The organism is Enterococcus sp. DIV1767 (genome assembly GCF_050542585.1).
Lineage (GTDB): Bacteria > Bacillota > Bacilli > Lactobacillales > Enterococcaceae > Enterococcus_D > Enterococcus_D innesii.
Genome location: NZ_CP172936.1, coordinates 2,158,428 through 2,170,994 on the forward strand (window position 1 = coordinate 2,158,428; position 12,567 = coordinate 2,170,994).

Below are 12,567 nucleotides of genomic sequence, written 5' to 3' on the forward strand. Positions count from 1 at the left end.
AAGAACACATGCTTTGGAAATTATCACTTACCGGAATCAAAGGCCGGTTGAAGGATTATATCGTCCTCTTTTCTGGTTTAGTCATGGCCTCAGCCATCTTCTATATGTTCGAATCGATGGCCAGCAATGAAGCCTTTTTAAAAAGCAACTCAATCATTAGTATGGTGGTTTTCGTCTTTCGCTTTGGGTCTGTGTTACTAGGAATCATCACTTTTGCCTATATTTTGTATGCCAACTCATTTTTGATGGCAATGCGGCAAAAAGACTATGCAATGTTTATGATGCTTGGTGCTAAGGGACGTAAAATCGCCCAGATGATTTTTATCGAAACCTTCTTAGTCGGAATCGTAGCTACTGCTGTTGGTTCTTTGTTAGGGATTGGCTTGGCAAGTGGCGTGAATACCTTACTAGTGAATCAATTGAACTTGCAAATCAGTCATTATGCGGCATTTAGTCCTCAAGCATTAGTAGTGACCGTCATTTTCTTCTCCGTGCTCTTTTTGATTGCTGCTATTTTCAATGCACGGGCCATTGCCAAAAAATCCATATTGGCACTGCTTCGTGAAACAAGCACGCCTGCTCAGGCAAAACAACGGCCTATTTTATTGCTCTTGCAGACAGTGTTAGGGATCTGCTCTTTAGCGATTGGCTATTATATGATGAGCGATTTGTTGAAATTCCAATTGATTGGCATCGGCATCGCCCTCGTAACGATTGTTTTGGGTACCTATCTTGTTTTCCGATCAGTGATAATCACGATTTTAGGTCTTTTGAAGAAATCGGATGGGATCGCATTAAAACGACTAAACAATTTCACGCTCTCCCAATTAAGCTTCCGAATTCGTGATTATACTCAGATGCTTTCAATGGTGGCAATGCTCTTTGCTTTAGCCTTAGGTGCTTTGACTGTAGGTCTTGGCTTTAAAAACCAAATTCCGATCATGGCAAAAACAGCAGCCCCTTACGACTTATATTTAAACAATGCACAAGCCGTTTCAGATGAAAAGATCACTGCGTTAAAGCCAACCACAGATGTCAATTATACGTTGAAGGAAAGTAGTGATAGCATCTACTTTGTAAAAGAAGAATTTGATGATGCGAACTTATTGACCTCTGTTTACGACAACCTCAGTGTTGACGTTCATTACACCAAGGTTTCTGGTGAACAATTAGCAACCGATCCTACTCAACAAGATCAGTTACGTCAATATTTGCTCCCAGATCAACGTAGTAAAGAAATTAAAATTGTTGATCAAGCAGACTTTGATCGCTTGAGTGATCCTGAATCGAGTTTACGCATGATACAAGTCAAAGATTTTCAGTCCAACTACGAGGCATTGCATGAATTGGCTCAAGAAAATCAAACAGCAAATTCTTCTGAAACGCCGGACATGAATTTCACTCAACGAGTATTTGTCTATGATACTTACAACGGTATTTTTTCCGGCTTTGAGTTCATGGGCTTCTTCTTAGGAATCGCCTTCTTAACGATGTTAGCTAGCTGCTTGATGTTTAAAATTCTTTCTGGCGCAAACAGTGACATTCAACGTTACGCTATGTTGAAAAAAATCGGTACACGAACTAGCTTGCTGAAAGGATCGATTCGTAAAGAAATCGGCGTCTTGTTCCTAGTTCCCGGTATTTTAGGCATGATCCATGTCTTGTTCGGTCTCCAAATGTTCACGACGTTGATGATCGATCCGTATCATAACCTCTGGCTACCTTTTGGCATCTTTATCGCGCTCTATGCCGTTTATTACATGGTGACCATCTGGCTGTATACCAACATCGTGTTAGAACCAAAGAAAAAATAACTAGTAGAAACTTTCTGAATTGCTCAACGCAAAGAGACCATCGATCCGTTCGATGGTCTCTTTCATTTACTCGTGTTTTTTTAATCAAGGAGCGTTCTCAGTTTTGAGTTTTGATCCCCATGTGCATCGCTGCTGCTCCCCCTGCATAACTTTTGACTTGTAATATGCCAAAACCCGCTGCTTGAAATTCATTTGCTAACGTTTCTTTATCAGGAAAATCCCGTGCTGACTCTTGTAGCCAAGAGTATTCTTGGTAACTTTTTGCGAAAAGTTTGCCAAAAAAGGGCATGACATAGTGAAAATAAAAGGTGAACAACTGCCGCCAACCAATCAACGTCGGCTGCGACGTTTCTAAACAAACGATTTTCCCGCTTGGGCGCAGGACCCGGTGAATCTCCGCTAAGACTTGTTGACGATCAGCGACATTTCGCAAGCCGAAACCAATGGTCACATAATCAAAACTCTCGTTTGGAAAGCTTAATGCCATCGCATTGCCGGTCTGCCACAGGATTTGCGTTTGCTGTTTTTTCTGTGCTTTTTCTTGGGCAACCGTTAACATTTCTTCACTAAAATCAACACCGGTCACTTGTCCTGTCGGACCGACTGCTTCATTTAAGGCAAATGCCCAGTCTCCAGTTCCGCAGCAGAGGTCTAATATTTCAGCACCTAGCGGCACTGCCATTCGTTTCATTGTATCCTTGCGCCACCGTTTGTGTAGCTGAAAAGAGATAATACCGTTCATTCGATCATAACGGGAAGCAATCGATTCAAATACATCATGTACTTTGGTTTCTTTAGCTGTTGCTGCCATTACGGCACATCCCTTCTTTTCCTCGTTTTAGACGCTAAATTCTCAACCCTTAGGTGTCAGTTGCTATAAGTTGCTGATGATTTTAGTCTAGCACGAAAAAATGGGGGGGAACAAAGACCATGCTTGCTATCGTTTTTAGTCGATTTACATTGTTAATAACTTAAAGTATTATCTTTTTGTGCATATACAGGGTTGCCATCCGATAATCATAATGAATCATCGAAAATGCCAATAGTTCGCCATTTCTTAAATAACTATCATCCCTTACAATCAATGCTGGCATGCCTTCTTCTAAATGAAAGAAGGCAGCTTGTTCCTTCGTTAACGGTTTGCTCTGGATAAACTTGTCGATGAAGGCAACCGTCAGCTGTTTTTCTTCTGCCAAAGCTTGGAACATCGACCCATCCATCATTGTTTCTGAGATCTCCCCTACGATTTCAGGAATATAATAGGAACGTTCAATTAAATACGGTTTGTCATCTAGCGTACGAAACCGCTGAACTTCGATAAAGTGTTGATCTTTCGCAAATTGTTTATGACTAGGGAGAAACAACGCATCGGCTGCCTTGACCAGTCGTTTTGAGGCTTTGACTGTTCGAATATTTTTCTCACCTCGCGTCAAATCTTCATTGAAGCCAAGATCTCCTTGTTCAATGGTGGGTTTTTGGTTGCTCTGAAAGCGAATATAAGAACCTCGCCCTTGCATTTGATAGATCCAACCCATCTTGCTCAATTTATTGAGGGCTTGGCGTAACGTATAACGAGAAACGGGATAAATCGCCAAAAGCTCTCGTTCACTGGGCATCTTCCCCTGCTCATTTCCAATGTCACCGGCTTCAATCTTTCTGATCAATTCTGCTGCTAAGTCTTCAATACTGAGTTTGGTCATCTAGCTACTCCTTTCTATTCGATTCTTTACTACTATTATCATCCTCGGCGTAAAAAAAGCCAGCTATTTTTCATAGCTGGCTTATCAAAAAACGGATAGATTATGCCTTCGTTGCGTTTGCTTGTTCGTCCTTGTATAATTTGCCATCATACATTTTGATGAATGGGAACCAAATCAAGAAAGCAACGACTGCACAGATGATTGCTAAAACAAAGGCACGCCAGTCACCACCTGAACCAATAAAGCCAGATAAGCCAATTGGCGTCGGCCACGCTACTTGAGCAATCGGTGGGTTAACAAAGCCTAGGTTGATGCCAAAATAAGCAACGGACATTGAAGCCATCGGTGCTAAGAAGAATGGAATCGCTGTGTACGGGTTGTATACCACTGGCATCCCGAACAAAATCGGTTCATTGATATTGAAGAAGGACGGCACGATCGCTGCTTTTCCTAAAGCACTTAACTGCGCTGATTTTGCAAAGAAGGCGATGAAAATCACCATTCCTAATGTCGCTCCTGAACCACCGATCGTAACAAAACTATTGTTAAACTCGCCCGCAAAGGCAATGTTGGCACCATTTTGGTTTTCCACCATATTCGACAATACGATTGGCGTCAAGAATGAGGTCACGATCGTTGCCCCATGAATACCGACGATCCAGAGTGCATGCATGAAGAAGTAGATAACAAGTAGTCCGACCCAGGTACTGGTCAATTGCGTCACGAAACTAAAAGGAATCGCAATGACTTTGAAAATATCTGTGCCCATTGCGACTAATGCACCATTGATGACGATTACAGCTAATGAAGTCAGTGCCGTTGGGATCAATGCTGTAAAAGATGAAGATACTCCTGTTGGCACTGTATCAGGCATTTTGATAACAATATTGCGTTTCACACAGAATGCGTAGATTTTTACGGCAATGATCGCCATGATGATCGCTGTAAAGATCCCAGTTGTTCCTAAACGAGTCACCCCGCCAGCCATTTCCCAACCATCGATGATTTTTTGGTCATCAGAAATCACATTGACTAGTGTTGCCATACCACCTTCAAAAACTAGTTGTGGCAAGCACATAAAGAACGCCATCATTGAAAGCAACGCACCATTGACTGGGCTAAGAACGATTTTCTCTTCTTGCGCTTGGATTTTCGTGTACTCGTAACCAAACACGACACAGAAGTAAAGTGCTAAAATCCCCATTGTTGCGGTATTACCTAACATGTAAAGATTTTGGATTTTATCGAATGACGCACTCCAAATACCTTCTAATGCAGGGAAGCTTTGTGGCAAAACACTGACGATCAAGAACATTGATCCTACGATAGTGAAAGGAATCGACGCCATCCCGGCTGCCATGACCCCACGAACGATCCGTAACTGTGAGATTTTTCCCATTGGACCCATTAAGTAGCGGTCCAAGAAGGCAAACATTTTGTTATTTTCTGAATCCATTGACTGTTCCTCCTTGTGTTTCAAATGTAGTCAAATACGTGAAATACTTGTCGCGATCATGCTCGATCAACCAGGCTTTACGCTGGATGAACAGGCACGCCATCATGCCGACAGTAAACAAGGCAAGTAAGATGCCTCTACCCGATTGATTCATAAAAGGAATCAATGTTGCTTGCTGTCCGATCAAAATACCAAAAATTGCAATGAGATTAACGCCGAATTGGAGCCAATACCCGATTTTTGTCACCAGTAAACGATTCGATTGCTGCCAATATTTTTGAGTTTGTTCAATAAGTATAAGTCCATCAACGATCAATAAGGCAATGGGAATCAAACCCGCCCATGTCCATTGAGACAGGCTCAATAGGGTCCAATAAAGATTGACAAAGAAAAAGATCGCAGTCATATAACGAAAAAGTAAAAAACGATTAAACCGCATACTTTTGTTTGCATATTCTTTCTTGGCTGCTGGGGTTACCGGTTTCCTTTTGGTCACAAGTCCTCCTCCTTTCGTTTTGCTTCCGCTCGACAACTTGTTCGAACAAGTTATATTCTAGCAGAATTCCTGTTGAATGCAACCGATTTCTTTTTGAAAGTGTTCTCTGAAAATAACCTGCTTTTTCATATGTTATTTCTGAAAAGTTAAGCCGATCTCAAGGAACCGTGCAGGATAATACTGGAATGTTCCTGATGTTTGGCTTTTATTCGAGCAGAAAAAAAGTTATTTTTAGCATTACTTTTGCAAAAAATATTTGTTTCTGAAGGCTTTATCCCCCACGCAAGGCAACAGGTTTGTCAACTTGCTAACTTTACAGTACACTCTAAGTAACAAAATAGTTGATTTCGAACATGCGTTATTTTTATTAATCGACATTCCCTATACTCGTTCCTTAAAACGAAAGGAGATCCTCCCAATGGATGTATTAGAAACTTACTTAGCCAGCATTGAAGATCCAGTAAAGCAAGAAAAACTGCGTGCCTTATTTGCCGCTATTACCAAGAAATTTCCTGACCTTGTCCCAGTCATTAAGTGGAATCAGCCGATGTTCACCGCCCATGAGACCTTTATTATCGGTTTCAGTGTTTCAAAACCGCATTTTTCTGTCTCCCCTGAAACCAAGTGTCTTGAACAGTTTGTCGATGCCATCGAAAAAGCCGGCTACAGCCATACAGATAACATTTTTCGCATCAAGTGGACTGAGCCAATCGATCAAGTATTGATTGAGGACATGATCGCTTTCAACCTGAAAGACAAAGCGGAGATGACCCGCTTTTGGCGCTGAGCCATTCAAGCCCTCGTAAAAGAAGAGCAACCAAAAAAATCCGCAGAAGCCTGTTCGCTTCTGCGGATTTTCTGACTATTATAAGCCTAATTCTGGTGCCGGATCAAAGAATCCTGACCATAAGCTTGTTGACATCCCTAAATGTAGATGGACGCCGGTTGAATTTCCTGTCGTTCCCATACCGCCAACATATTGTCTGGCAGAGACACTTTGCCCGACCGAAACAGCCGGCAATGTACTAAAGTGCATATAGTAGCTGTAAACGCCATTGGCATGTTTGATGATCACATAGTTACCAGTTGACGGACCATAGCCCGCTTCGACGACTTCGCCGGCTTGGATCGCATAAATCGGCGTTCCGGTACCACCAGTAAAGTCGATGCCATTATGTTGATTTCCTGATGCACCTGTTGGATCTGTGCGATACCCAAAGCGACTCGAAATATGAACCGAATCGACTGGCATTTGCCATCCACCTGTGCTTGCCTGTTCTTTTGGCTCAGATGCTTGCTCCACAGGTGCAGGAGTAGCTGCCGGTTTATCTGTCGACACTGGTGATTCTGGCGCCACTGCGACTTCCGTCTTCGGTTGTGCCGCTGCCACGGCTGCTTGTTGAACGGCAGAATTTTCAGCAGCTTCTGCTGATTGGGCTTCTGCTGATTGTTGGCGTTTTGCTGCTTCTTCTGCTTCTTTGCGCGCTTGTGCTTCTTGTGCTTCTTGCTCAGCCAGTTGCTTCAACGCTGCTTCTTTTTGCCGTTGTGCTTCTGCTTTGTCCGCTTCCAATTGGTCTTTTTTCTCTTCTTCGGTGTTCAACGCCAGGGCAAGGTCGGCTAGTGCAACTTCTTGATTCAATTTGACATCAGCTAATTCCGCTTGTTTTCCTTGCAATGCGTTTGACTGTTCTTCGATCGCAACCAATTGTTCCTGCAACTCTTTTTCCAATTTCTGACTCGTTGCGATATCTTCTTGCTGTTGTTCGACGATGCTGTTGCTGGCATTCATGATCGTTACTGAAGCGATCGCCCGTTGAATGGCTTCTCCGATGGATTCAGAATCAACGATTTTTTGGAACAAACGATTGGAAGGTTCCGACGTTTGAATGTCGCGCGCTTGATTCGCCAGTACTTCTGTGCGCTTGATGATTTTCTCTTCAAGGTCTTGGATTTCTTGTGCCAAGGCATTGACTTCTTCTTCCGTCGTCGTTTTCTTTTGTAGGATTGCTTGGATTTCTCCTTCAATCGATTGAATCTCTGCCTCTGTGGAGCGTTTCAGTGATTCTAATGAGGTGGATTCATTTTTTATGTCATTGATTTTTTCATTTTGCTGCTGGATCTTCTGATCAAAGCTGTCTGCGGATACCGTCACGACAGGCAGCGTCAGCAAAACAAGTGAACTTGCAACCAAAAGTGTCTTTTTCATTTTTTCTCCTTAACTAGATGTGTCTTCTCGCTTTCTCTAGCATACCGAAAGATTTCATTCTTGGGGCTGTTTTCACAGAAATAACATCTGGCTGAAAGAAATTGACATCTAGCTGAAACAAAATTGTTAGAATATTTCAACGAAAAAGATTGCTTTTCTTCGTCATTTAACCTTCGTTACTTATCAATAGCTCGTTTCCTGACCGACTGCCTACGAAAGGGCCGCGATTTACAGCAAACAACAGGTGACCTATGCTATACTGAATAAAAAACGGAGGTTCTCATGATACAACAAGTGACCCAATTTACTGATTCTGAATTAGAAACTATCGCCCAAATTTGGCTGCAAAGTAATTTGGATGCCCATGACTTTATTTCGGCTGCCCATTGGCAAGATAACTATGACTTTGTGAAAAAAGCCTTTGCCGATGCCCTTATCTACACCTATTCGGTGGATGATCAGCCCGTCGGCTTCATCGGGATGATGGATGATTATATCGCGGGTATTTTCGTTTTGAAAGACTATCGTGCCCACGGCATTGGCAAGCAGCTTTTACAAAAAGTACAAGCAGAATATGAGAAGCTGACTCTGAATGTCTACAAAAAAAATACAGCTGCTATTGCGTTTTATCTCAAAAACGGCTTTGCCATCGTTTCTGAACAACTGGATTCTGATACCAATGAAATCGAAAACACCATGGAGTGGCATCGTTGATGCTGCTCTTTTTCCTATTCCGTTTTTTCTACCAGTCAGTTAACTAACCCTTTGGCATCTTAAAAAAAATTCTACCGATCAAATAATAAATTTAGAACACATATACAAATTTTGAATGAGTGACATGATTGCTTGCTTTCCTCTTCATGCAGCCCCTTGTCCACTTAGATTTCCACCGACTGCAATCCTTTTTATTCTAATAACATAAAGCAGTAGACTCTGTGCTGATTGAAGTGATTCATGTAAATAGCCTCCTCCTAAAGTTTAGGAAGAGGTTATTTACAGTTGAAACGAATTTATTCAGAAGGTTCTGCTGGATACTCCCGCAAGCGATACCCGACGCCGATTTCAGTGATCAAATATTCTGGCTGCAGCGTATTGGTTTCGATTTTCTTGCGAATATTTGAAATATTGACTCGCAAGGTTTGTGCATCCGCTGCAAAAGGTCCCCAGACTTCGCTGGTTAGGGTATAGTAAGTGACGACTTTGCCTAAATTCTTGAACATTACTGCCATAATACGGTATTCATTTTTGGTCAAATGGATCTCATTTTGATTCTTGTACAGGATTTTTTTCTCAAAATCGATCGTTAACTCCTTGTTTACGAGAATCGGGCTACTGCTAAAGGCAGCTGTCTCCTTGTGCCGTAGTGCCGTGCGAATGCGGGCAAATAATTCATTGGTACTGAAGGGCTTCGTTACATAATCATCGGCACCAAGGTCTAATGCTTGCACTTTGTCTTGTTCATCTTTGCGGGCAGAAATCACGATGATCGGTGTGTTCATGCGCTTACGAATGATTTTCAACAGCTCCATGCCGTCAATGTCCGGTAAGCCCAGATCCAGCAAGATGAAGTCGATGGTTTCTTCCTGCAAGAGCATCAATGCCTCCATGCCAGTGCCGACTGACGTAAAGTTGTAATGCTCTCTTTGCAAGACGACCTCCATAAAATCAACGATATTCGAATCATCTTCAATCAATAAAAAATGTCGCTGCATGTTCTCCCTCCTTACTGCTTTAAATAAATACGAAAGATCGTACTGCCGGTTTTCGTTTCGATTGCTAATTTGCCTTCATGGGCATGGATGATGGTTTTCACGATACTCAGTCCGATACCTAATCCATTTTTTGAATCCACCGGCACTTCGGTGTCATTGGTTAAATTCGCTTGGATTTTTTGGTATTGTCCTAAGGGGATCTCCCCTTGGTTTTCGATTTCAATGACCACATCCTGCTCTTGAGAAACTCGCAAGAATATCGGTGTATCGGCGGTTCCATGGCGAACCCCATTTTCAATCAAATTAAACAAGGCTTGTTCGATCAAGATTGGATCGACTTTGACAAAAATCAGCTGATCGGGCATCTTCACGATGATTTTTTGTTGCGGATAGACTTTTTTCAGGTGCGTCAAAACCGCTTCGATAATTTCTTCGATCGGTTCTTCACTACGCTTGACCGCCATATTAGTCAAATTGATGCGGGTCACCGACAGTAAGTTTTCGACCATACGGATCAACCACTGGGATTCACTTTGGATATCCCCTAGCAGTTTTTGTTTCGTTTCCATTTTGATCACGCCTTCGGTTTCGCTCAATGTTTCGGCTATGCCAGAAATCGTCGTCAGTGGCGTCCGCAAGTCATGAGAAACCGCACGCAGTAGGTTGCTGCGGACTTTTTCCCGTTCGTTTTCCAATTGGATCTGTTCTTTCTCACTCGCCAGTGAGACTTGCTCCAACACGGTCGCGATTTGGGTGATCACAAGGCGCAGATAATTCAACTGACTATTGGCCAACTGATGCTCCTCGTTGCGTTCTACCCCAAGGGCGCCTAGTGGTTTGCCGTTTAAAACGATCGGCAAGTAAAATCCATTGGCACCAATCAGCGTATCTGTACCGCGACCGGCTTCTTTTTGATTTTTCACGACCCAAAAAGCGACGGCTTTCTCATCCTTGCCAGTCAGTTGAGACAGTGTTTCTCTTGATGAATGCAGACTTCTTAAATGACCTTCTCTGTCATATAACGCCACTTCTCGCTGGAGTAAGCGTGCCAAATAGGTGGTCGTACTTTCATAGATTTCTTGCTCATTCCGTGTTTCCATGTATTGTTTGTTCAGTTCATACAATATCTCCATTTGATGCTCTTTTTCCTTGGCATTTTCTGCTTGGGTCTTCAATCGAACCATCAAGTTACTGATCATCAAGGCAACGATCAGCATGATCACTAATGTGATTGGATAGCCTGCTTTATAGACCGTCAAGGAATACAAAGGTTCGACAAAGAACCAGTTGTAAGAAAGGACACTAATGATCGATGCCATGGCACTCCATAGATAGCCACTCGTGTAACGTGCCACTAAGAGAACAAAAAAGATATAAACCAGCATCAAATTCTGATCGCCGAAATGTAAGTACTGCATGCCTTCTGTCACTATGGTGGCGAGCATGATCAGCCCAAAGGTCAAGGTGAAATCTCGACCACCGCCTTCAAATAATTGCGAAAACGTCAGCCGTGGTCGCTGCATTTTTTCTTTAAAAGGAATCAAATGGATCTCAATATCATCAAGGCGCCGAATCAAGCGGTCTTCTAAATCCTCGACAAACAATTTTTGGAACCACTTCTGAGAAACCTGTTTCCCCATGATAATGTCACTGGCACCCGTCATTTTGGCATACTCTACGATGGTCTCAAAACTGTCATCCGCTTCGATGTTGATGACTTCTGCTCCCAAACGCTCTGCCAATGGCACCTCGGTAGGTGTATCATCTAACGATCGAACTTGGATAACCGTCCATTCGGCACCCACTCCTTGGGCTAAGCGGGCGGTCCAACGAATGCATTTCTCTGCCATTTTCGGCAAGCGATCATCAATGATCGTCAAAAGCTTGCTTTGGACTCGTTTTCGACCGCCGTTCATTTGATTGATATGATTGGAAGCTTTTTGGATCGCTAATCCCCGCAGATGATCAAGTTTTTCTGGCGTAAAAAAGTTTTTTAGCGCTCGTTTGGCATTTTCGTCGGCATAGATTTTTCCTTGTTCTAATCGATCGATCAGTTCGTCTGGTTCAACATCCACCACCCGCAAGCTGGCGTGCTGGAAAAAGGTGTCAGGGACCGTTTCTCTGACTTCCACTTCCGTGACCTTTTCCACGATATCATTCAGACTTTCGATATGCTGGACATTGATGGTCGTGTAGACGGTGATTCCTGCATTCAGTAATTCATCGACATCTTGGTAACGTTTTTTGTTTCGCGCACCAATGGGATTGGTATGTGCCAACTCATCGATCAAGACGATATCTGGTTTTAGTTGGATCAGTCGATCGATATCTGGCTCATAAAGGGTCAATTGCTTGTGTTGGTATTGCTTTAATGGTACTTGTGGTAACCCTTCAAGCAATCGATTGGTATCGGGACGTTTGTGGGGTTCGATATAGCCGATCACCACATTTTTGCCCATGAGTAAACACTCATGGGCTTCAGTTAACATCGTATAGGTTTTTCCAACACCGGCAGCAAAACCGAAAAATACCCGTAGCTTGCCACGTTTAGGTCCAAAGCCCGCTTGCAGCAGCATCTCTTCTGGGATCGTCTGCTGGTTGTTTTCACTCATAGATGCTTCCCCCTATTCTTCGGGTAATTGATCGAGCTGCTGATTCAAGGCCATAATATTGACATATTCTCTCGTGGAGAACAAATCAGCTACTTTATTCCTGTTTATTATATCATGAATTGTTTGTTCATCGATGCCTCTTGTGTCAGCGATCCGCGGCAGTTGAAAAAGTGCCGCTTCGACACTGATATCAGGATCAACGCCACTACCCGAAGCGGTCACGAGATCAATCGGCACACTGGTTTGGGTTGGGTTTTCTGCAAGTAACGCCGCTGTCCGCTCAGCTACAGTCTTTTTTTGGGTCGTATCATAGGGCGACAATTGTGAAACATTTTGATCACGCCCTTGGAAGTAACCTGCTTGGTCAAAAGGTTGCGCAATTAGCTCAGATCCTTTGATCGCTCCGTCTTCCACGATTTGACTGCCGTTGGCTTGATGGGCAAAAAAGACTTGTCCGACTCCAGTGACCAACAATGTATAGAGACCGCCAAATAGCACGGTACTAAATAGTAAAAATTTGATACTGGCAAAGAGGGTGTTCTTCATCATGTTTTCCTCCTAAATGACTCCT

General features: G+C 43.0%; 11 protein-coding genes. 3 read left to right on the forward strand and 8 right to left on the reverse strand.

Translation table 11 applies throughout. The features are described from left to right. Positions 1-8: 8 nt before the first annotated feature. Positions 9-1,814 carry an FtsX-like permease family protein gene (locus IGI78_RS10375; RefSeq protein ID WP_077454578.1) on the forward strand — a complete coding sequence of 602 codons (1,806 nt, stop codon included), beginning with the start codon at positions 9-11 and terminating at the stop codon, positions 1,812-1,814. Between the two features lie 97 nt (positions 1,815-1,911). Here IGI78_RS10375 and IGI78_RS10380 read toward each other — a convergent pair whose 3' ends face one another. The 4 genes from IGI78_RS10380 to IGI78_RS10395 all read right to left on the reverse strand — a co-directional run bounded on the left by IGI78_RS10380 (position 1,912) and on the right by IGI78_RS10395 (position 5,466). Next, positions 1,912-2,625, reverse strand: a complete 714-nt coding sequence (locus IGI78_RS10380; RefSeq protein ID WP_140964989.1) for a demethylmenaquinone methyltransferase — start codon at positions 2,623-2,625, stop codon at positions 1,912-1,914. Positions 2,626-2,785: 160 nt separating this feature from the next. After that, complete coding sequence (locus IGI78_RS10385; protein WP_140964990.1) at positions 2,786-3,514, reverse strand: GntR family transcriptional regulator; 729 nt, start codon at positions 3,512-3,514, stop codon at positions 2,786-2,788. A 100-nt stretch (positions 3,515-3,614) separates the two neighbouring features. Next, entirely contained in the window at positions 3,615-4,970 is a 1,356-nt protein-coding gene (gene celB, locus IGI78_RS10390; protein WP_081119318.1) for a PTS cellobiose transporter subunit IIC, read from the reverse strand. Then, on the reverse strand, positions 4,954-5,466 hold the full coding sequence (locus IGI78_RS10395; protein WP_140964991.1) for a hypothetical protein: 513 nt from the start codon (positions 5,464-5,466) through the stop codon (positions 4,954-4,956). Before IGI78_RS10395 ends, celB begins: the two co-directional genes overlap by 17 nt. Before the next feature lie 418 nt (positions 5,467-5,884). Here IGI78_RS10395 and IGI78_RS10400 point away from each other — a divergent pair, with 418 nt between their 5' ends. Beyond that, positions 5,885-6,253, forward strand: coding sequence for an iron chaperone (locus tag IGI78_RS10400; RefSeq protein WP_195264938.1), 369 nt, complete (start codon positions 5,885-5,887; stop codon positions 6,251-6,253). Positions 6,254-6,331: 78 nt separating this feature from the next. Here the strand turns inward: IGI78_RS10400 and IGI78_RS10405 are convergent, their stop codons facing one another. Further along, positions 6,332-7,672: a peptidoglycan DD-metalloendopeptidase family protein gene (locus IGI78_RS10405; RefSeq protein WP_195264936.1), complete on the reverse strand. Its 1,341-nt coding sequence runs from the start codon at positions 7,670-7,672 to the stop codon at positions 6,332-6,334. Between the two features lie 282 nt (positions 7,673-7,954). On the opposite strand from IGI78_RS10405, the gene IGI78_RS10410 reads away from it, so the two are divergent. Further along, entirely contained in the window at positions 7,955-8,386 is a 432-nt protein-coding gene (locus tag IGI78_RS10410) for a GNAT family N-acetyltransferase (protein WP_195264934.1), read from the forward strand. A 296-nt stretch (positions 8,387-8,682) separates the two neighbouring features. Here IGI78_RS10410 and IGI78_RS10415 read toward each other — a convergent pair whose 3' ends face one another. From IGI78_RS10415 to IGI78_RS10425, 3 genes are read right to left on the reverse strand one after another with little or no spacing between them, the layout of a single operon-like run. After that, the gene (locus IGI78_RS10415; RefSeq protein ID WP_195264932.1) at positions 8,683-9,384 is read right to left on the reverse strand and encodes a response regulator transcription factor; all 702 of its coding nucleotides are present in this window, start codon (positions 9,382-9,384) and stop codon (positions 8,683-8,685) included. 11 nt (positions 9,385-9,395) lie between these two features. Then, positions 9,396-11,996, reverse strand: a complete 2,601-nt coding sequence (locus IGI78_RS10420; protein ID WP_081119331.1) for a sensor histidine kinase — start codon at positions 11,994-11,996, stop codon at positions 9,396-9,398. A 12-nt stretch (positions 11,997-12,008) separates the two neighbouring features. After that, positions 12,009-12,545 carry a potassium-transporting ATPase subunit C gene (locus tag IGI78_RS10425; RefSeq protein ID WP_081119332.1) on the reverse strand — a complete coding sequence of 179 codons (537 nt, stop codon included), beginning with the start codon at positions 12,543-12,545 and terminating at the stop codon, positions 12,009-12,011. Positions 12,546-12,567 lie beyond the last annotated feature (22 nt).

Bases quoted from the DNA above. Each gene is read 5' to 3' on its own strand.
- IGI78_RS10375 (WP_077454578.1), top strand. From the start codon at position 9: ATGCTTTGGAAATTATCACTTACCGGAATCAAAGGCCGGTTGAAGGAT.
- celB (WP_081119318.1), bottom strand. From the start codon at position 4,970: ATGGATTCAGAAAATAACAAAATGTTTGCCTTCTTGGACCGCTACTTA.
- IGI78_RS10405 (WP_195264936.1), bottom strand. From the start codon at position 7,672: ATGAAAAAGACACTTTTGGTTGCAAGTTCACTTGTTTTGCTGACGCTG.
- IGI78_RS10400 (WP_195264938.1), top strand. From the start codon at position 5,885: ATGGATGTATTAGAAACTTACTTAGCCAGCATTGAAGATCCAGTAAAG.
- IGI78_RS10385 (WP_140964990.1), bottom strand. From the start codon at position 3,514: ATGACCAAACTCAGTATTGAAGACTTAGCAGCAGAATTGATCAGAAAG.
- IGI78_RS10415 (WP_195264932.1), bottom strand. From the start codon at position 9,384: ATGCAGCGACATTTTTTATTGATTGAAGATGATTCGAATATCGTTGAT.
- IGI78_RS10410 (WP_195264934.1), top strand. From the start codon at position 7,955: ATGATACAACAAGTGACCCAATTTACTGATTCTGAATTAGAAACTATC.
- IGI78_RS10420 (WP_081119331.1), bottom strand. From the start codon at position 11,996: ATGAGTGAAAACAACCAGCAGACGATCCCAGAAGAGATGCTGCTGCAA.
- IGI78_RS10425 (WP_081119332.1), bottom strand. From the start codon at position 12,545: ATGATGAAGAACACCCTCTTTGCCAGTATCAAATTTTTACTATTTAGT.
- IGI78_RS10380 (WP_140964989.1), bottom strand. From the start codon at position 2,625: ATGGCAGCAACAGCTAAAGAAACCAAAGTACATGATGTATTTGAATCG.